Annotated in this window: 16 protein-coding genes; 12 read left to right on the forward strand and 4 right to left on the reverse strand. The window is 64.8% G+C overall.

What is annotated here, in order from left to right:
• Entirely contained in the window at positions 1–447 is a 447-nt protein-coding gene (gene trxC, locus AC1Y2B_RS14175) for a thioredoxin TrxC (protein WP_482253756.1), read from the reverse strand.
• Between the two features lie 199 nt (positions 448–646).
• Here trxC and AC1Y2B_RS14180 point away from each other — a divergent pair, with 199 nt between their 5' ends.
• From AC1Y2B_RS14180 to cueR, 4 genes are all read left to right on the forward strand, one after another.
• Positions 647–2428 carry a cation:proton antiporter domain-containing protein gene (locus AC1Y2B_RS14180; protein WP_482253757.1) on the forward strand — a complete coding sequence of 594 codons (1782 nt, stop codon included), beginning with the start codon at positions 647–649 and terminating at the stop codon, positions 2426–2428.
• A gap of 123 nt (positions 2429–2551) precedes the next feature.
• On the forward strand, positions 2552–2743 hold the full coding sequence (locus tag AC1Y2B_RS14185; protein ID WP_482253758.1) for a heavy-metal-associated domain-containing protein: 192 nt from the start codon (positions 2552–2554) through the stop codon (positions 2741–2743).
• 51 nt (positions 2744–2794) lie between these two features.
• Positions 2795–5275, forward strand: coding sequence for a heavy metal translocating P-type ATPase (locus AC1Y2B_RS14190; protein ID WP_482253759.1), 2481 nt, complete (start codon positions 2795–2797; stop codon positions 5273–5275).
• The gene (cueR, locus tag AC1Y2B_RS14195; protein ID WP_482253760.1) at positions 5272–5682 is read left to right on the forward strand and encodes a Cu(I)-responsive transcriptional regulator; all 411 of its coding nucleotides are present in this window, start codon (positions 5272–5274) and stop codon (positions 5680–5682) included. The genes AC1Y2B_RS14190 and cueR overlap by 4 nt, the downstream gene beginning before the upstream one ends.
• Here the strand turns inward: cueR and AC1Y2B_RS14200 are convergent.
• Complete coding sequence (locus tag AC1Y2B_RS14200; protein ID WP_482253761.1) at positions 5670–7991, reverse strand: heavy metal translocating P-type ATPase; 2322 nt, start codon at positions 7989–7991, stop codon at positions 5670–5672. The genes cueR and AC1Y2B_RS14200 overlap by 13 nt on opposite strands.
• A gap of 90 nt (positions 7992–8081) precedes the next feature.
• On the opposite strand from AC1Y2B_RS14200, the gene AC1Y2B_RS14205 reads away from it, so the two are divergent.
• A complete protein-coding gene (locus AC1Y2B_RS14205; protein ID WP_482253762.1) occupies positions 8082–8522 on the forward strand; it encodes a MerR family transcriptional regulator in 441 nt (146 codons plus the stop codon).
• Between the two features lie 691 nt (positions 8523–9213).
• On the opposite strand, the gene AC1Y2B_RS14210 is transcribed toward AC1Y2B_RS14205, so the two are convergent.
• Both AC1Y2B_RS14210 and AC1Y2B_RS14215 read right to left on the reverse strand, forming a co-directional pair.
• Entirely contained in the window at positions 9214–9375 is a 162-nt protein-coding gene (locus tag AC1Y2B_RS14210) for a hypothetical protein (protein WP_482253763.1), read from the reverse strand.
• Positions 9376–9422: 47 nt separating this feature from the next.
• On the reverse strand, positions 9423–9719 hold the full coding sequence (locus tag AC1Y2B_RS14215; RefSeq protein ID WP_482253764.1) for a PRC-barrel domain containing protein: 297 nt from the start codon (positions 9717–9719) through the stop codon (positions 9423–9425).
• 177 nt (positions 9720–9896) lie between these two features.
• Between AC1Y2B_RS14215 and AC1Y2B_RS14220 the strand changes: the two genes are divergently transcribed.
• From AC1Y2B_RS14220 to AC1Y2B_RS14250, 7 genes are all read left to right on the forward strand, one after another.
• Positions 9897–10973, forward strand: coding sequence for an MlaE family ABC transporter permease (locus tag AC1Y2B_RS14220; protein WP_482253765.1), 1077 nt, complete (start codon positions 9897–9899; stop codon positions 10971–10973).
• Positions 10973–11722 carry an ABC transporter ATP-binding protein gene (locus AC1Y2B_RS14225; RefSeq protein ID WP_482253766.1) on the forward strand — a complete coding sequence of 250 codons (750 nt, stop codon included), beginning with the start codon at positions 10973–10975 and terminating at the stop codon, positions 11720–11722. Before AC1Y2B_RS14220 ends, AC1Y2B_RS14225 begins: the two co-directional genes overlap by 1 nt.
• A gap of 3 nt (positions 11723–11725) precedes the next feature.
• Positions 11726–12586 (forward strand): MlaD family protein, encoded by an 861-nt coding sequence (locus AC1Y2B_RS14230; RefSeq protein WP_482253767.1) that lies wholly within the window; start codon positions 11726–11728, stop codon positions 12584–12586.
• A 7-nt stretch (positions 12587–12593) separates the two neighbouring features.
• Entirely contained in the window at positions 12594–13187 is a 594-nt protein-coding gene (locus AC1Y2B_RS14235; RefSeq protein ID WP_482253768.1) for an ABC-type transport auxiliary lipoprotein family protein, read from the forward strand.
• Between the two features lie 88 nt (positions 13188–13275).
• Positions 13276–14328 (forward strand): efflux RND transporter periplasmic adaptor subunit, encoded by a 1053-nt coding sequence (locus tag AC1Y2B_RS14240; protein WP_482253769.1) that lies wholly within the window; start codon positions 13276–13278, stop codon positions 14326–14328.
• Positions 14328–15368 (forward strand): efflux RND transporter periplasmic adaptor subunit, encoded by a 1041-nt coding sequence (locus tag AC1Y2B_RS14245; RefSeq protein ID WP_482253770.1) that lies wholly within the window; start codon positions 14328–14330, stop codon positions 15366–15368. Before AC1Y2B_RS14240 ends, AC1Y2B_RS14245 begins: the two co-directional genes overlap by 1 nt.
• On the forward strand, positions 15368–18406 hold the full coding sequence (locus AC1Y2B_RS14250) for an efflux RND transporter permease subunit (protein WP_482253771.1): 3039 nt from the start codon (positions 15368–15370) through the stop codon (positions 18404–18406). The genes AC1Y2B_RS14245 and AC1Y2B_RS14250 overlap by 1 nt, the downstream gene beginning before the upstream one ends.
• Positions 18407–18513 lie beyond the last annotated feature (107 nt).

Here is an 18513-nt window from a genome sequence, read left to right on the forward strand (position 1 = left end):
CTAGACCGAAGCCGCGACGTTGCTGCGGACGAAAGCCTCGATCTCGGCGGCAGGGCGAGCACCGGGCAGACGCGCGACCTCGCGGCCCTTGCGCCACAGGATCAACAGGGGAATGCCGCGAATGCCAAGCCGCTGCGAGACGGCGGGGTTATCTTCGGTGTTGATCTTGGCAAAGCGCACCTTGCCGGTCAGGCTTTTCGCCGCCTTGGCATATTCGGGCGCCATCATCCGGCAGGGGCCGCACCACGGCGCCCAATAGTCGATGATCGTGGGCAGATCATCCGCCTTCGTCGCCTTGTCATGGGCCGCAAGATCGAACTCTGCAACCTTGCCGTCCATCAGCGGGTCGCCGCAGCTGCCGCATTTCGGCCCCTCGGTCAGTTTGGCTACCGGCACGCGGTTTGCCTGCCCGCAGGTTGCGCAGGTCAGTCTGACAGCCTCTTGCATGGTGTAAGCTCCAAATCATTCGGGTTGTGCAAGATATGAGGATGCGCCTGTGGCATTCAAGGTGGCGGCGTCGTGGGTTGACGAGAATGGGTGTCAGTCATCTATCCCGCAGGTTGTGCCTTGACGCCTTGCGGTTATTGCCGGACCCTTGCGTCCAGACCATGACTGCCACCCCAACTCTTTGACCTCAGGAGGATGCGTGTCCGCAGCGATCAACCTTGACACCTACAGTGACGTGCTTGTCGTTCTGGGAACAGCGGGGCTTGTGGTCCCGGGGGTGCGGCGGCTGGGGCTAAGCCCGGTGCTGGGCTATCTGGCGGCGGGGGCGGTTCTGGGTCCCCTGGGCTTGGGGTCGTTGATCGGGCAGGTGCCGGCGCTGCGCTGGGTCACGGTGGTTGACGCCGAAAGCGTTGCCAGCATCGGTGAACTGGGCGTGGTCTTCCTGCTGTTCGTGATCGGGTTGGAACTGTCCTACGAGCGGTTGAAGACGCTGCGACGGCTGGTTTTCGGTCTGGGTGGCTTGCAGGTTCTGATCTCGGCCGCCGTGTTGAGTGCTGCAGCCAGCCTTTTAGGCCATGACTTTGGGGTTTCCGTCATCCTTGGGTCCTGTCTGGCCCTGTCCTCCACTGCCATCGTGATCGAGGTTCTGGCCCATCAGCGGCGCTTGTCGACCGGGGCAGGGCGCGCCAGCTTCGCCGTGCTTCTGGCGCAGGACCTTGCCGTCATTCCGATCCTGCTGTTCGTCTCGATCCTTGCCGGGGGCGCGCAGGGGTCGGTCCTGAGCAGCCTGCTTCTGGCCTTCATGAATGCCGCCGTGGCCGTGGGGGGCATCGTGATCGTGGGGCGGCTGCTGTTTCGGCCGATCTTCCGTCTGGTGGCGAGCGCCGCCTCGTCCGAGTTGTTCGTGGCCACAACGCTGTTTGTCATCATCGCTGCGGGCGTTGTGGCTGCGCTTGCCGGATTGTCGATGGCGCTGGGGGCTTTCGTTGCAGGCCTGCTGCTGGCAGAGACGGAGTTTCGCAAGGCGATTGAGACAACGATCGGCCCGTTCAAGGGGCTGCTGCTGGGGTTGTTCTTCTTCTCGGTCGGCATGAAGATTGATATCCGCGAGCTGCTGAACGCGCCCTTGGCGCTGTGCCTTGCGGTTCTGGGCCTGATCGCGATCAAGTCCTGCCTGTTGACCGGCCTTGCGCGCCTGTTCCGCCTGCCATGGGCGGCGGCGATAGAGACCGGCTTGCTGCTTGGCCCGGGTGGCGAGTTTGCCTTTGTCGGCATTGGCATGGCGACCACGCTGGGCCTGATCCCCCCCGAGGTGACAAGCTTCGTTCTGACGGTCACGGCCTTCACCATGGCCTTGATTCCGGCGTTGTCGGTCGTGTCGCGCAAGCTGACCGCGAGACTGCAGGAGGCCAAGGCGCCGGACCCCGAACTGCAGGTCCGGCCCGAGGGCGGCCATGACCGCGCCATCGTGATCGGCTATGGCCGGGTGGGCCAACTGGTGTGCACCATGCTGGAGCGGCACGCCCTGACCTATGTCGCGGTGGACAGCGATGCGCGCAGCGTGCCCCTGCAGCGGCGCAATGGGCAGGAGGTTTACTTCGGCGACGCCACCGATCCCGAATTCCTGCTGACCTGCGGTCTGGCTGAAGCCAAGGCGGTGATTGTCACCGTCTCGGAAGTGGCGGCCACCGATGCGATCGTGGCCGAGGTCCGCGCCCTGCGGCCGGATGTCGTCATTGTGGCGCGGGCACGGGACGCCGGGCATGCGCAGCACCTTTATGCGATGGGCGTCACCGATGCCGTGCCGGAAACCTTTGAGGCCAGTCTGCAACTGTCCGAAGCCGCCTTGCTGGGTCTGGGGCAGGCGGCAGGCCGTGTCATCGCCGCGATCCACGACAAGCGCGATGAATTCCGGCGCGCCCTGCAAGAGGCGGCGGCCAAATCCGGGATCAGGCCGAACAGCCTGACGCGCAGAAAGTGAAGGCCTCCGGCCCCGCTTGCGACATTTTCGACAAATTGCCGGAACTCCCCTTGACCTTGACATGATGGGAACCCCCATCTTCGGACAAGGCAAAGACCGTGCCGCCCTTGAAAGGACCTGACGATGCTGGACTTGACGATCCCGGATATGACCTGCGGCGGTTGCGCGCGTGGAGTGACGGCGGCGATCAAATCGCTGGACCCCGCTGCTGAACTGATGATCGACATTGACCGCCACAAGGTGCAGGTGAAGACCTCGGCCAGTGCCGAGGCCGTCAAGGCCGCCGTGGTCGAGGCGGGGTTCACCCCGGACTGACACCTGCTGCAGATCAAGGCGCATTTGGGTGCGCTGTGAAAGACAATGACCATGAAAGATCTTGCATCCACCGGCCTTGCCGGAACGACTGAGGCCATTTCCGTTCAGGGCATGACCTGCGCCTCTTGCGTCGGGCGGGTGGAGAAGGCAATCGCCCGGGTCCCTGGCGTCGCCTCGGCCTCGGTCAATCTGGCCACCGAACGGGCCGAGGTACGCTATGCGGAAGCGCCGGTACACGAGGCTGTCGTGGCCGCGATCCGCAAGGCGGGCTATGACATCGATCCGGAAACCTTCGATCTGTCGGTCGAGGGCATGACCTGCGCGTCCTGTGTGGCGCGGGTGGAAAAGGCGATTGGGTCTGTACCGGGGGTTGTGTCGGCTTCGGTCAACTTGGCCACCGAGCGGGCGACGATCACGGTGCTGGACAAAAGCCCCAGCCTGACCGCCGCCCTCTCCGCTGCCGTGCGCAAGGCAGGCTACGAACCACATGCCATCGAGACGTCCGGTGCCGGCACAGCTGCCCGGCGAGAGGCCGAGCAGGCGCATCTGCGGCGCGATTTCTGCATCGCCGCGGCGCTGACCCTGCCGATCTTCGTGCTCGAGATGGGCGGCCATCTGATCCCCGCCCTGCATATGTGGGTGATGATCAGCCTGGGGATGCAGTCCCTGAACATCCTGTATTTCGTGCTGGCGACGGCGGTGCAGTTCGGCCCTGGCCTGCGGTTTTACCGCAAGGGCCTGCCGGCGCTGTGGCAGCTTTCACCGGACATGAATGCCTTGGTGGTGATCGGGTCGAGTGCCGCGTGGGCCTATTCGGTGGTGGCGGCTTTCCTGCCGTTCTTGCTGCCGGCGGGCTCGGTCAATGTCTATTTCGAATCCTCGTCGGTCATAATTACCCTGATCCTGATGGGTCGCTGGCTTGAGGCGAGGGCCAAGGGCCGCACCTCGCAAGCCATCACGCGACTGGTGGGGTTGCAGGCGAAAACCGCGCAGGTGCTGCGGGAGGGGGTCTTGGTCGAGGTGGCGCTGGAGGCGGTGAGGCCCGGCGATGTCCTGCAGATTCGCCCGGGGGACCGGTTGCCGGTCGATGGGGTGGTGCTGGAGGGGGCATCCTATGTCGATGAGGCGATGATCTCGGGTGAGCCGGTTCCGGTGCGCAAGGCTGCGGGTGATCCGGTGATCGGGGCGACGATCAACACCACGGGAACGTTCACCTACCGGGCCGAGAAGGTTGGCGCCGACATGATGCTGTCGCGCATCATCCGGATGGTCGAAGCGGCGCAAGGGGCCAAGCTGCCGATCCAGGGGCTGGTGGACCGGGTGACGGCGTGGTTCGTGCCAGCCGTGATGGCCGCCGCCGCCCTGACCTTTGTCATCTGGATGATCTTTGGGCCGCAACCGGCGCTTTCCCTTGCGCTGGTCAATGCCGTGGCGGTGCTGATCATCGCCTGCCCCTGTGCGATGGGGCTGGCCACGCCGACCTCGATCATGGTGGGCACCGGGCGGGCGGCGGAGTTGGGCGTGCTGTTCCGCAACGGGCAGGCGCTGCAAAGTCTGACCTCGGTGACGGTCGTGGCCCTGGACAAGACCGGCACGCTGACCGAAGGGCGGCCGGTGCTGACGGATTTGGTGCTGGCCGAGGGGTTTACCCGGCCGCAGGTTCTGGCGCTGGTGGCTGCAGCAGAGGCGGGGTCGGAACATCCGGTTGCGGTGGCGATTGGGGCTGCTGCCAAGGCGGAGGGGGTGACGATGGTTGATGCCACGGGCTTTGCTGCTGTTCCCGGCCTTGGCATCCGCGCCATGGTGGGCGGGCAGAGGGTCGAGGTCGGGGCGGATCGCTTCATGGTGCAGATTGGCGCTGACCCTTCGGCGCTGGCCGACAAGGCCACGGCTTTGGCTGCCCGTGCCCGGACGCCGCTTTATGCGGCCATCGACGGCAAGCTTGCGGCGCTGATCGCGGTGGCTGACCCTGTCAAGGCATCAACCCCCGCCGCCATCGTGGCCCTGCACAGGTTGGGCTTGAAGGTGGCGATGATCACCGGTGACAACCGCCGCACCGCTGAGGTGATCGCCGCCGAACTGGGGATCGACGAAGTGGTGGCAGAGGTCCTGCCGGAGGGGAAGGTTGACGCGCTGAAGGCGCTTCGCCAAGGGGGCCGCAAGGTGGCGTTTGTCGGCGATGGCATCAACGACGCCCCGGCTTTGGCCGAGGCGGATGTGGGGCTGGCGGTGGGCACCGGGACGGATGTGGCGATCGAGACGGCGGATGTGGTGCTGATGGGCGGCGATCTGGCGGGTGTGGCGCGGGCTTTTGGCATCAGCCGAGCCACGATCAGGAACATTGTCCAGAACTTGTTCTGGGCCTTCGCCTACAACGTTGCCCTGATCCCGGTGGCAGCGGGGGCGCTTTATCCGGTCAACGGCACGCTCTTGTCGCCGATGCTGGGGGCGGGGGCCATGGCGATGTCGTCGGTCTTCGTGCTGTCCAACGCGCTGCGCCTGAAGCGATTTGATGCGGGGGCGATGCTGTGAACATTGGCGAGGCCTCTGCCGCCACCGGCATTTCGGCCAAGATGATCCGCTATTACGAGGATACCGGCCTGATCCGCCCGGCGTTGCGCAGTGCCTCGGGCTATCGCACCTATGTCGAGACGGATCTGCAGACGCTGCGCTTTATCCGCCGCGCCCGTGATCTGGGGTTCAGCGTCAAGCAGATCGAGGATCTTCTGGCCCTGTGGCGCGACCGCAGTCGGGCCAGCGGCGACGTCAAGCGCATTGCCACCGACCACATCGCCGACTTGCAGCGCAAGATGCAGGGGTTGCAGGACATGGTCACCACGCTGGAACATTTGTCGCGCACCTGCCATGGCGATGACCGGCCTGATTGCCCGATCCTGTCCTCGCTGGCCGAGGAGGGGCCGCAGGATCACTGCCGCTGAGGGTTGAAGCGCAGCATCCGCAGGGCGTTCAGTGTGACCAGAACCGTGGCGCCGGTGTCCGCCATGATGGCGATCCACAGCCCGGTGATGCCAAGCACGGTTGTCACCAGAAACACCGCCTTCAGGCCAAGGGCAATCGCCACGTTCTGCCGGATATTGCCCATCGCCGCCCGCGCCAGACGGATCATCGCGGCCACGTCCGTCACCTTGTTGCGCAGCAAGGCAGCCGACGCGGTTTCCAGGGCCACATCCGTCCCCGAGCCCATCGCCACGCCAACCGAGGCGGCGGCCAGCGCCGGGGCGTCGTTGATGCCATCCCCCACCATGATCACGCCACCCGACCTTGTCAGGTCGTTGATGGCGGTGACCTTGTCGCCGGGCATCAGTTCGGCCCGGTGCTGAACGCCAAGGGCCCCGGCACTCGCGCTTGCCGTGCGGGCATTGTCGCCTGTCAGCATGACCGAGGTGATCCCCATCGCCGCCAGTTGGGTCACCGCCTGCCGCGCATCCTCGCGCGGTTCATCACGCAGGGCGATCAGACCAAGCGCGGTTTGGTCACGAAAAATGACGACGACGGTCTTGCCTTGGGCCTCCATCTGCGCGGCACGGCCAAGGCCTGCCGGATCCAATGCCCCCCGTTCCACCGCAAACCGGGGCGAGCCGACGACCGCCACCTGTCCGGCCACCGTGGCCTGCGCGCCCTTGCCGACCAAAGCTTGGGATTGCGTGACGGGCAGGGGGGTAACACCCGCCTCTGCCGCTTTGTGCAAGATGGCAAGCGCCAGCGGGTGGCTTGACCCAGCCTCCACCCCGGCGGCCAGGGCCAGAAGGTCAGCTTCCGTCCCGTTCAGCACCACCACATCGGTCACGATTGGCCGTCCGGCGGTCAGGGTGCCCGTCTTGTCGAAGGCCACTTTGGCGGCCCGCGCAACCGCTTCGATCACCGCCCCCCCCTTCAACAGGATGCCATGCCGCGCGCCGGTTGAAAGGGCCGAGGTGATGGAGGCGGGGACCGAGATCACAAGTGCGCAGGGACAGCCGATCAGCAACAACGCCAGACCGCGATAAACCCAGGTGCCCCAGACTTGACCGAACAGCAGCGGCGGCAGCACGGCCACCAGCACCGCAAGCCCGGTGATGGCCGGCATATAGGACCGGCTGAAGCGGTCGATGAACCGCTCGGTTGGGGCGCGGGCCGCTTCCGCCTCTTCGATCAGGGCGATGATGCGGGCGATGGTGTTGTCTTCGGCGGATTTGGTGACGCTGACCCGCAAAGCCGCCTCGGCGTTGATGGAGCCTGCAAACACCTCATCCCCAGGGCCTTTCGTCCTTGGCATCGACTCACCGGTGACCGGGCTTTCGTCGATGCCGGACGTGCCGTCGGCAATCGTGCCATCGGTCGGGATGCGGTCGCCCGGGCGGACCAGCACGATCTGGCCGATGCGCAAGGTGGCGGCATCAACGGCGGTCACCACCCCAGCGGCTTCGACCAGCGCGGTCTTCGGCACCAGATCGGCCAATCCGCGGATCGAGGCGCGGGCGCGGTCGGCGGCGACGCCCTCCAGCACCTCGCCCACCGAGAACAGAAAGACGACCAGCGCCGCCTCCTCGGCCGCGCCGATCAACAGGGCACCGACGACGGCAATGGTCATCAAGCCTTCGATCGTGAAAGGAATGCCGGCGCGCAAGGCTGCAAAGGCCCGGTGGGCGACGGGGGCCACGCCGATCAGGCAGGCTGCTACAAAGGCCCAGAAGGCAAACGGCTCGGACGAAAGCAGCTTGACGGCCGTGGCGGCTGCCAGAAGCAGCCCGGTGCCGACCACCAGCTTGCCCTTGGACGTCTGATACCAAGGCTTGCCCCGATCCCCCGGTGCCGTGGCATGATTGTGGCCCGCAGCGCCGTGACCGTCCGTCGCTTTGGGCTTGTCATGGTCATGCCCGGAATGATCATGGCCTTCGTGGTCGTGGTCGTGGTCGTGGTCGTGGTCGTGGTCGTGGTCGTGGTCGTGGTCGTGGTCGTGGTCGTGGTTGCTGGCCGCAGCCTCGGGCAGGACGAAGGCGCGCTTGGCCGTCGTCTTGTCATAGGTGGCAATGCCATATCCCAATTTGCGCACCGTCGCCTCGACCGTTTCACGCGAGGTCGCCTCTGGCTCCAGCCGCAGGCTGAGCTTTTCAGACATGATGCCCACCTGCACTTCGGCCACGCCGGGCAGGCGCTCCAACGCTGTGGTGATCTTGGTGGCACAGGCTGCGCAATCCATGCCGGTCACGGTCCAGTCAAGGCGCGGGGCGTTGTCTTTGGTCGTCATCAAGTATCCTTTCACCGCTCCGGCCTGCGCTGGCATTGACCGCACGATAGAGGTAATCTCTCTAGTAACTAGAGGTTCAAGGGGCTTTTCATGCTGACAATCGGAAAACTTGGTGCGTCGACCGGGGTCAAGGTTCCGACAATACGGTATTACGAACAGATCGGCCTGATGCCCGGGGCTGATCGGTCCTCCGGCAACCAGCGGCTTTACCCCCGCGCTGCGCTGGAGCGACTGGCTTTCATCCGCCATGCGCGGGCGTTGGGCTTCACGCTGGACGCGATCCGCGATCTCCTTGGGCTGACGGATCACCCCGACCGATCCTGTGCCGAAGTGGATGCCATCGCGCGGGCCCAGTTGCACGCCGTGGAGAGCCGCATCGCGCAACTTCTGTCGCTGAAAGCCGAGCTGGAGCGGATGGTTGACCACTGCGCAGGCGGCTCCATCGCCGATTGCCGCGTGATCGAGGCATTGGGTAACCATACCCATTGCGCAACAGACCACAGCCACGATCCGCAGGATCTGTCAGCCTGAACGGATTGGAACCAGACGGGCGGAAGTTGGGCCGCAGGATGCGGTGATGCGGCGTGTGCCAGATGCCATTTCTTGGCGAATGGTTCGGCAGGGGCCCGGATGATCCGCAAGGCTTTCAGTGGCGGGCGTCGTCGTCCCGGCTTGGACCCTTACAGGCCATTCGGGAACCAGACCCGGATGGCGGGCGTTCTGCAGCATCACGGTCCTGATATCTGGAACCCGGCATGTCCCTGAACCCAGCCCTGCCATCCCGGCGCGCGTGCGCCCATCCCACGCTGGAGGAAGCTTTGCGCCGGGCGTTTGCCCCAATCCTGGGGGAGGGTGTGCCCGAACGATTCCGGCTTGTCCTGAAGACGGCCGACCGGGACGTTCCATCCGAAGACATCGGGAAAAATGGCCCGCAGTGACACGCGCCGACGGGTTTTGACCGTATGTCACTGCGGGCGCTTGCACGTGGCGCAGAGAGATTTCATCCGCTGCGGCGTCTTGGTCGGCGTGGGTTGAGGCCCCGTTGAAATCATCGTTCCGGCACGACCGGTCAACGGCGACCCAATCTGGGGCACCAAGCTTTTGTCCGCTTCAGGCTGCAATGCGATTGTCGCCGTGTCGCGCGGCTGGTGATGTAAAACCGCGCGGGTCTGGCCTTGGGCCACCCCGCGCAGGGTTGCTTGCACACCGGCTTTTTGCCGCGTCAGCGCCCCTTCTTGGCGCTGGCGCTTTTGCCGCCCATAGTGGCCGAGGGGCGTCCGGCGTCCGCCGCGGCCTTGATCGGCGGATGCAGGGCAGACATCACGGAGGACGACTTCTTGACCGGAGCCGCAGTTGCGGGTTTCTTCTTGTTCGATTTCGGCATGTCTCGCTCCCATCAGGGATTTCAGCGCCCGGATCGGGGGCTGTCGCTTAGTGGTCGTGTTCCGGCAAGGCCCGAACCTGATCTTTGGTCCAACTGGTCAGTCCATGCACGGTGCCATTGTCATCCCGCATGAAGATCAGGTCTTTTGCCGCCATCATGACGGACTTTGTACCCAGCCCCAGAAAACCCCCCACGTCAATAACCACTTGCGAGGCAGTGCCAAGCCCGTGCACATGGCTGACAGTACCGATCTTGTGATCCTCATCGCCGTAGATCTCGGCGTGAAGCAGGGTTTCTGGTGTAAAATCGAGCGAATCCAGAACGACATTGCTGGCATGATCCATGAAAGGGTCTCCTTTGACATGCCATCAGAGAGGCACGCTGATCAACGCGTTCACCCGCGTATGGTTCCCTGACCGCAGGATTTGGACCTTTGGTCCGCGGGATGAAAGGCGTGGGCAGAACCGGGAACCAAAACCCGTTCTGCGCGTTTGGCTGTCATCAAGCCTGCAAGGAGTCGGATGCCCCCCGTTTCGCCCGAGATCAAGCCCGCCCAAGACCTTGAGGGGCCCTATGTCCTGAAACGCCTGACCGCGTTGCAGGGCACTCTGACCGAAGCGGACATGGACTTGGGTGGTGTGACCGCGCTGGACACTGCCGGGGCTTGGCTGATCTTGGCGCAAGCCCGGCGCAGCGGGGCAGCGGTCCTGCGTGCAACCCCGGCCCAATCCCTTTTGCTGCAGGCGGTCAAGAATGCCTTGCCACCGGATGCCAAGCCGCCAAGACCCCGCCGCCATGTGCAACTGCTCGAGAGGGTCGACCATCTGGGTCGCGACACCGCTGACGCGGCGCTGGGGCTGGCGCGTGTCACGGGTTTCTTCGGGCAGGTTGTGGCACGGATCGGCGGCACAGTGATCCACCCCGGGCGGCTGCGCCTGACCTCTGTGGTATTTCACATGCAGGAAACCGGGCTGAACGCGGTGCCCATTGTGGCGCTGATGGCGTTCCTGATCGGCATCGTCATCGCCTATCAGGGGGCAGACCAGTTGCGCCAGTTCGGGGCCGAGGTCTTTGTGGTTGACCTGATCGCCATATCCGTCCTGCGCGAGTTGGGGATCTTGCTGACCGCCATCATCGTGGCGGGCCGATCCGCCTCGGCTTTCACGGCGGCGATCGGGTCTATGAAGATGCGTGAAGAGGTCGATGCGCTGCGCACCCTTGGGCTGGACCCGGTCGAGGTTCTGGTGCTGCCGCGCGTGCTGGCGCTGTTTCTCATGCTGCCTGTGCTGGCGGTGGTTGCCGATCTGGCCGGGCTTTTGGGTGGCGGCCTGATGAGCTGGTACGCGCTGGGCATCTCTCCGGGTATGTTCCGGACGCGGCTTCTGGACACGGATGTCTCGCATTTTCTGGTGGGCATGGCCAAGGCACCGTTCTTTGCCGTGATCATCGGGGTGATCGGCTGTTTTCAGGGCCTTCAGGTCGAGGGCAACGCCGAAAGCCTTGGCCGCCTGACCTCGCGCGCTGTGGTTCAGGCAATCTTCATGGTGATCCTCGCCGACGCACTGTTCTCGATCTTCTTTGCGGCGGCGGGGGTGTGATGGAAACGGTGATCGAGGTGCGGGGACTGGTGAACCGTTTTGGCAAGGCCGTGGTGCAGAACGGTCTTGATATCGACCTGATGCGCGGTGAGGTGCTGGGAGTGGTTGGCGCGTCCGGCACCGGAAAGTCGGTTTTGCTGCGCAGCATCGTCGGCCTGCAAAAGCCCAATGCGGGCAGCGTCAAGGTTTTCGGCGTCGATGTCCTGACCGCAGACCTGCGCGAAACCCGGGCCCGCTGGGGTGTGATGTTTCAGGACGGCGCCCTGTTCTCGGCCCTCACGGTGCGTGAGAATGTCGAGGCGCCGATGCGGGTGCACTTCAATCTGCCGGCGGCGCTGCGGCGGTCCTTGGCGGATCTGAAGCTGGCGATGGTCGGGTTGCCGCCCAAGGCGGCCAGCCTATACCCGTCGGACTTGTCGGGCGGCATGCGCAAGCGGGCCGGCTTGGCGCGGGCCTTGGCCCTGGATCCTGAAATCCTGCTGCTGGATGAACCGACGGCAGGCTTGGACCCGATTGCCGCCTCGGAATTCGACGCGTTGATCGCGGCGCTGCGGCAGGCGCTTAACCTGTCGGTCTTTCTGGTCACCCACGACATCGACACGCTGCACGCCACCTGTGACCGGATCGCGGTGCTGGCGGGGGGCAAGGTCCTGGTCACGGGCACACTGGCCCAGATGCTCAAGGTCGAGGATCCTTGGGTGCATTCCTATTTCCACGGCCCGCGCGCCCATGCGGCCTTGGCGGGCTGACGCGTGGAAACCAAGGCAAACTACGTTCTGATCGGCGCCTTTACCATCTTGGCGATTCTGGCTGGTCTTGGCTTCTTCCTGTGGCTGGCCAAGGTGCAGATCGACCGGACCTACACGCAATATGACATCGTCTTCGATCAGGTCTCGGGTCTTGGCCAATCCAGCACCGTCACCTTCAACGGCGTCAATGTCGGCAAGGTTCTGACCATCACGCTTGACCACACCGACCCTTCCAAAGTGCGCGTCCGGATCGAGGTGGCGGCGTCCACGCCGGTCCGAGTGGGAACCGAGGCGACGCTGGCCTCGCAAGGGGTGACCGGGGTGGCCTATGTCGGGCTGGAGGGCGGGGCCGCAGATGCCGACCGGCTTGCAGTCAATGCTGGAACCGGCGTGGCAGAGATCCCCTCCAAGACCACGGTCGTGCAGGGGCTGCTGGCCGATGCCCCGGATCTGCTGGCCAAGGCGATTTCGGTGCTGGACGACATGGGCCGCTTCACCACGCAGGACAACGCTGATCATGTGGCCCGCATCATCGCCAATCTTGACGAGGCCTCGGGCCGTCTGAACAAGGTTATGGACGACCTGACCAAAGCATCTGCCAGCTTCTCGGCGGCGGCCGACAAGATCTCGGCCTTCGCCACCAAACTGGACGGCGTGGCCACCAACACCAACGTGACGCTGGCGGATGCCCGTACCGCGCTTGCCAGCATCAACAGCTTTGCCGCCAAGGGCCTGCCGCAGATCACCACCCTCAGCCAGCAGGCCACCAAGCTGGTGGCCGACCTGTCGAGCCTTACGGCGCGGATCGAACGCGACCCGGCCCGCTTTTTCCTTGGCAACCGCACCCCCGACTACACCAGATGAGGCTGACATGACCCGCCCCCCGCTGTTTTTCGCTTTGCTCCTGTCGGCCTGCAGCGCGGTCGGTCAGGCTTCTGCCCCGTTGGACGCCTACACGCTGCAGCCGCTGCCGATGACGCAGTCGGCGACAGGCGCGCGCCATCTGGTCGTCGAACTGCCCACGGCAAGTGGCGCCTTGATGACCGACCGCATCCTGATCAAGCCGACACCGCTTCAGGCGCAATACCTGCCCAAGGGCCGTTGGGTCGATCCGGTGCCAGAGTTGGTTCAGACCCTGCTGGTTGCCTCGTTGCAGAACGCGGGCGGCTTTCGGCTGGTTGGCCGTGACGGGGCCGGGCTGACGCCCGATTTCGTCGCGCTGGTCGAGGTGAACGATTTCGAGGCGGAGGCACCGGCAGCGGCCACCCGGCAAACCCCGGTCCGGGTGGGCCTGACGATCACCCTGCTGAATGAGAACGACCGCCGCCTGATCGGCTCCCGTCGCTTCGATGCCACCGGGGTCGCCGCCAGCGCCGACACTTTCGCCGTGGTGACGGCCTTTGATGCCGCCACCCGGCAGGTTCTGGCCGATGCTGTCAGTTGGGTCAACCGCACCGCCCATTGACCGCTTGGCGGAGCGGGCGCGTGGTACATATCTATTGACGCATTTGCCATTCTGAAAATACTGGCGGCTATTTAAGATCAGGGGCCTCATGCAACGCACTTTTCTTGCCGCTGGTTTCGCACTTCTCGCCGCTGCCGCCTCGGCGGAGCCATTGCCCGTTCATGTCGTGACCGCCGCTCTTGCCGTGCCCTCGACCGAGGTTGCGCTGACGGGAACCCTGCAGGCGATCCAGGCCTTTCCTATGGCCTTCCCGCAAGGCGGCCGGGTGATCTCGGTCACGGCACAGGAAGGGGACCGGGTGGTGGCCGGACAAGAGCTGGCCCGCGTGGATCCGACGCAGGCCGATGCGGCGCAGCGCGCGGCGCTTGCCAGCCTCAACGGTGCCGAAGCTGCCCTGCGGGAGGCGCAGCAGACCAGCGACCGCGCGCAGGACCTGCTGGGCCGCGGCGCTGGCACGCGGGCGGATGTCGATACGGCAACCAAGGGCCTGTTGGCCGCCCAGTCCAGCCGCGATCAGGCCGCGGCGCAACTGTCAAAGGCGCAGACGGCGCAAGACAACACGGTTCTGCGCGCCCCCCGCGCCGGAACGGTGACGGCGCGGGTGGTCGAGCCGGGACAAGTGGTCAACCCAGGTCAAAAGGTGCTGACCCTCGCGGCGGATACCGGACTCGACGCGGTGTTCAACGCGCCCGATGGTGTCGATCTAGAGGCTTTTCTGGGCGACACGGTCATGCTGACCCCAGTGGGTCAATCCGATGTGACCCTGACCGGCACGATTACCGAGATTTCGCCACTGGTTGACCCCAATACCGGCGCGGTTGTGGTGAAGGCCCGACTGGACAGCTCCGTACCTGCAGGCGTGGTCTTTGGCACGCCCGTCGTCGGGCGGCTGACTGTGCCGCAGGTTCCGGCCATCACCCTGCCATGGACGGCACTGACCGCCATGGCAGGCAGCCCCGCGGTCTGGATGGTGGAGCCTTCAACGCTGGCCGTTCGGCAAATCCCGGTGACCGTCAGCGCCTATGACGGCGACAGCGTGCGTCTGTCGGGCGGACTGGCGCCTGGGACGATGGTGGTCACGGATGGATCACAACTTCTGTTTCCGGGCCGCGTGGTCGTCCCGGTGAAAGCGGGGAACTGATGCGCCGGGTTACTGTTCTGCTGGCCCTGCTGTGCCAACCTGCCCTGGCCGAGACCGCCCGTCCTGTGGTGTCGGAAATCATCACGCCCGGCCCTGTGCAGTCGCGCAGTTTCACTGGCACAGTCGAGGCCGAGGTCACCACCAACCTTGCCTTTCTGACGCTGGGCCGCGTCGCGACGCTGAAGGTCGCGGCAGGGGACAAGGTCAGCGCGGGGATCACGCTGGCCACGTTGGATCAGGTCACCTTGAACGAAGACCTGTCAGCTGCAGAAGCGGCCTTGCAGGGCGCCCGGGCAAGGGCGCAGTTTGCCGCGCAAAGCTTTGCCCGGGTACAGGAACTGGCGAACCGTGCCGTGGCCACCTCTGCCCAACTGGAAAGCGCACATGCCGGACAGGCAACGGCCGAGGCGGCCGTGGCGGCGGCAGAAGCCGATCTGGCCCGTGCCAAGGATGCGGCGGGTTACAGTGCGCTGACAGCGCCCATGGATGGCATCGTCACCGCCACGCTGGTGGATCCGGGCACCGTGGTTTCGGTGGGAACCCCGATCCTGACCCTGGCCGGCCTGACCGGGCGCGAGGCCGTGCTGGATGTGCCGCCGGACGTTCTGGCGCTGTTGAAGCTGGGCGATGCGTTTGACGTCATCGGGCGCGGCAGTGCGCCCGTGACAGGAACTCTTGCCCGGATCGAGCCCTCTGCCGGCACCGGTACCCGCAGCCGGCGGATTCACCTGACGCTTGGCGATCCGCCCCTGTCCTACCGGCTGGGCAGTCTGATTTCGGCCACGCTGGCGGCCAGGACAGCCGCTGTGGTCACCCTCCCCGCAAGCGCCATCACAGGGACCGTAACGGCGCCACAGGTCTGGCGTGTGGGCCCGGGGCGCAAGGTTGCGCTTGTGGCTGTGACGCTGGGCAAAAGCCTTGGCCAGCGCGTTGTGGTGACCGGCGGCATCGCTGCCGGAGATGAGATTGTCGTCAGGGGGGCGCACTCGCTAGTCGAGGGGCAAAGCGTCGGCCCTTCTGTAAATGCGGGGACCGACTGATGCGCTTCAACCTGTCGGACTGGGCGCTGCGGCATCGGTCGTTCCTTTGGTATTTGATCCTCGTCTCGCTACTTGCCGGCGCCTATGGCTATCTGTCGATGGGGCGCGAGGAAGATCCGGCCTTCACCATCAAGACCATGATCATTCAGGCCGCCCTGCCGGGTGCGACGGCGGAAGAGACGGTCGCCCAGGTCACCGAGCGCATCGAAAAGAAGCTGCAAGAGCTTGAGAACCTGAAGTTCACCCGTTCGGAAACCCTGCCGGGAGTGGCGACCGTCTATGTCGAACTGACCTCGGACACCAAGGCTGCGGCGGTGACGGCGACATGGCAGCGCATCCGCAACATGATGAACGACATCAAGGGTGATTTCCCCAAGGAATTCGCGGGCTTCGGCTTCAATGACAGCTTTGGCGACGTCTATGGCAACATCTATGCCTTCACCTATGACGGCTATTCCCCCGCCGAAGCCAAGCACTGGGCCGAGACGGTGCAGACCGCCGTCCTGCAGTTGAAGGACGCAGGCAAGGTTGATCTGGTGGGAACACAGGACCCGGTGATCTATCTGGAATTCTCGGCCCGGAGTCTGGCGGCCCTGGGACTGGATGCGACGACAGTGCTGAACACCCTGGCCAGCCAGAACGCCATCGTGCCATCCGGCGTGATCCGGACCGAGGCGGAAAAGGTGATGGTCCGCGTCTCGGGCAGTTTCACCGGGGCTGATGAACTGGCGGCCACGACGCTGCGGGTGGGGGACACGTTCTTTGCCCTGTCGGATGTGGCCACGGTCACGGCGGGCTTTGTCGACCCGGCCAAGGCACTTTACCGCTACAACGGTCAGCCTGCGATTGGCCTGATCGTCGGCATGCGCGCCGGGGCCAACATCCAGAACTTCGGCGCGGCTCTGGACGGCGTCATGGCCCGGATGGGGCCATCCCTGCCCGTAGGGATCGAGATGCACAAGGTTGCCGATCAGCCCAAGGTGGTGGAGGAGTCCGTCAACCACTTCCTGCGCGCCCTCGTCGAGGCGGTGGTGATCGTGCTGGCGGTCAGCTTCGTGTCTTTGGGCTTTCGGGCGGGGCTGGTGGTGACCATGGCCATTCCCTTGGTTCTGGCGCTGACCTTTGTCGTGCTGGACATGATGGGCATTACCCTGCAGCGCATCTCGCTGGGCGCGCTGATCATCGCCCTTGGCCTTCTGGTCGACGATGCAATGATCTCGATCGAGACGATGATTTCCCGGCTTGAGGTCGGCGAAAGCCTTGAAAAGGCGGCAAGTGCGGCGTGGTCTTCCATCGCATTTCCCATGCTGACCGGCACTTTGGTGACGATGGCCGGGTTCATCCCGATTGGCCTGAATTCCTCGGCAGCGGGGGAGTATACGATTTCCCTGTTCTACGTCATCGTGATCTCGCTCCTGCTGTCCTGGGTGGTGGCGGTGCTCTTCGCGCCGATCCTTGGCATCACCTTCCTGCCAAAGACCATGAAGCACCATTCGGGCGAACCGGGGCGGGTGCGCAACGCCTTCCACGGCATCCTTCGGCTGGCGATGCGCGCCAAGGGGCTGACGGTTGCCATCACATTGGTGCTTTTCGGCCTGTCGCTGTTCGGCATGACCTTTGTCGAGCGGCAGTTCTTCCCCACCTCGGATCGGCCAGAACTGATCATCGACGTAACGCTGCGTCAGAACGCTGCGTTCAAGTCCACCGATGCGGTGATGGCGCAATTGGATGGCTGGCTCGCCTCCCGCAAGGAGCCGTCGTACTGGAGCACCTATGTCGGCCGGGCCGCGCCACGTTTCATCCTGGCCTTCGATGCGGTTACGCCGGCCGACAACTTCGGCCAGATCGTGGTGATGACCCCCGATTTGGCTGCGCGCGACGCCTTGAAGGCGGCGGTGGGCGACTTTTCCAAGACCCTGCCCGGCGTCGATATCTTCGCCAAGTATCTGGAACTTGGGCCGCCGGTTGGCAAACCCGTGCAATACCGCCTGTCCGGACCGGATCCGGACAAGGTCAGCGATTTGGGCCGGGATCTGGCGGCTGTTCTGGCCGCTGACCCGCGGCTGGACATGATCACCGAGAACTGGAACGAACCGGCCCGCGTTGCCCGGGTGGTGCTGGATCAGGACAAGCTGCGCCAGTTGGGGCTGACCCAGACCGATGTCGCCCACGCGCTGTATACCCTGTTTGACGGCGTCACCGTCACTGAACTGCGCGAGGGCAAGACCCTGATCGACGTGGTGGCGCGGGGCAGTGATACCGACCGGTCTTCCGTCGCCTCGTTGCAGAACCTGCAACTGGGCAACGCGGCGGGCCAGCCGATCCCGCTGATTTCCTTTGCAACGCTCGACTGGGCGCTGGAACAGCCGATCATCCAGCAGCGTAACCGTGTGCCCACTGTCACGGTCAAGGCGGCCGTGGTCACCCAGGATCAGCCCGCCACCATCGCCACCGACCTGCAGCCGAAGATTGACGCTTTCGCCGCCACGCTGCCACCCGGATATGTGGTGGAAATCGGCGGCTCGGTTGAAAGCAGCGCGGAAAGTCAGGCGCCGATCATCGCGGTGGTGCCGATCATGCTGCTGATCATGGTGTCCTTGGTTATGGTGCAGATGCAAAGCTTCCGGCGCAGTTTCGTTGTGCTGGCGGTGGCGCCCTTGGGATTGATTGGCGTGGTGGGGGCACTGCTGGCGTCTGGCGCGCCTTTGGGCTTCGTGGCCATTCTGGGTGTGCTGGCGCTGATGGGCATCCTGATCCGCAACTCCATCATTCTGGTGCACGAGATCGAGGCGTTGCAGCACCACGGTCTGTCGCGCTGGCAATCGGTGTTTGATGCGACCGACAGCCGGGCGCGCCCGATCCTGCTGACGGCGGCGGCGGCGAGCCTGGCGTTGATCCCGATCTCGCGGCAGGTCTTCTGGGGGCCGATGGCCTATGCCATGATGGGGGGCATCATCGTCGGCACGTTGCTGACGCTGTTGTTCGTGCCCGCACTTTATTGCCTTGTCTTCAGGGTCAAGGCAGACCCCGCCACATGACCCAGAATCCGCCAGATTGCCGCCCCACCGTCGCCCGTGGTCTGGCGCAGACCGGTCCGCTGTTGGCGCGGTCTTAGGCCATGATCGGCGTCAATTCCTGCGGTTTA

The organism is Stagnihabitans sp. (genome assembly GCF_964946895.1).

Coding starts and splice junctions, on each gene's coding strand:
- trxC (WP_482253756.1), bottom strand. CDS start 447: ATGCAAGAGGCTGTCAGACTGACCTGCGCAACCTGCGGGCAGGCAAAC.
- AC1Y2B_RS14185 (WP_482253758.1), top strand. CDS start 2,552: ATGCTGGACTTGACGATCCCGGATATGACCTGCGGCGGTTGCGCGCGT.
- AC1Y2B_RS14190 (WP_482253759.1), top strand. CDS start 2,795: ATGAAAGATCTTGCATCCACCGGCCTTGCCGGAACGACTGAGGCCATT.
- AC1Y2B_RS14200 (WP_482253761.1), bottom strand. CDS start 7,991: ATGACGACCAAAGACAACGCCCCGCGCCTTGACTGGACCGTGACCGGC.
- AC1Y2B_RS14205 (WP_482253762.1), top strand. CDS start 8,082: ATGCTGACAATCGGAAAACTTGGTGCGTCGACCGGGGTCAAGGTTCCG.
- AC1Y2B_RS14210 (WP_482253763.1), bottom strand. CDS start 9,375: ATGCCGAAATCGAACAAGAAGAAACCCGCAACTGCGGCTCCGGTCAAG.
- AC1Y2B_RS14215 (WP_482253764.1), bottom strand. CDS start 9,719: ATGGATCATGCCAGCAATGTCGTTCTGGATTCGCTCGATTTTACACCA.
- AC1Y2B_RS14220 (WP_482253765.1), top strand. CDS start 9,897: ATGCCCCCCGTTTCGCCCGAGATCAAGCCCGCCCAAGACCTTGAGGGG.
- AC1Y2B_RS14225 (WP_482253766.1), top strand. CDS start 10,973: ATGGAAACGGTGATCGAGGTGCGGGGACTGGTGAACCGTTTTGGCAAG.
- AC1Y2B_RS14235 (WP_482253768.1), top strand. CDS start 12,594: ATGACCCGCCCCCCGCTGTTTTTCGCTTTGCTCCTGTCGGCCTGCAGC.
- AC1Y2B_RS14240 (WP_482253769.1), top strand. CDS start 13,276: ATGCAACGCACTTTTCTTGCCGCTGGTTTCGCACTTCTCGCCGCTGCC.
- AC1Y2B_RS14245 (WP_482253770.1), top strand. CDS start 14,328: ATGCGCCGGGTTACTGTTCTGCTGGCCCTGCTGTGCCAACCTGCCCTG.
- AC1Y2B_RS14250 (WP_482253771.1), top strand. CDS start 15,368: ATGCGCTTCAACCTGTCGGACTGGGCGCTGCGGCATCGGTCGTTCCTT.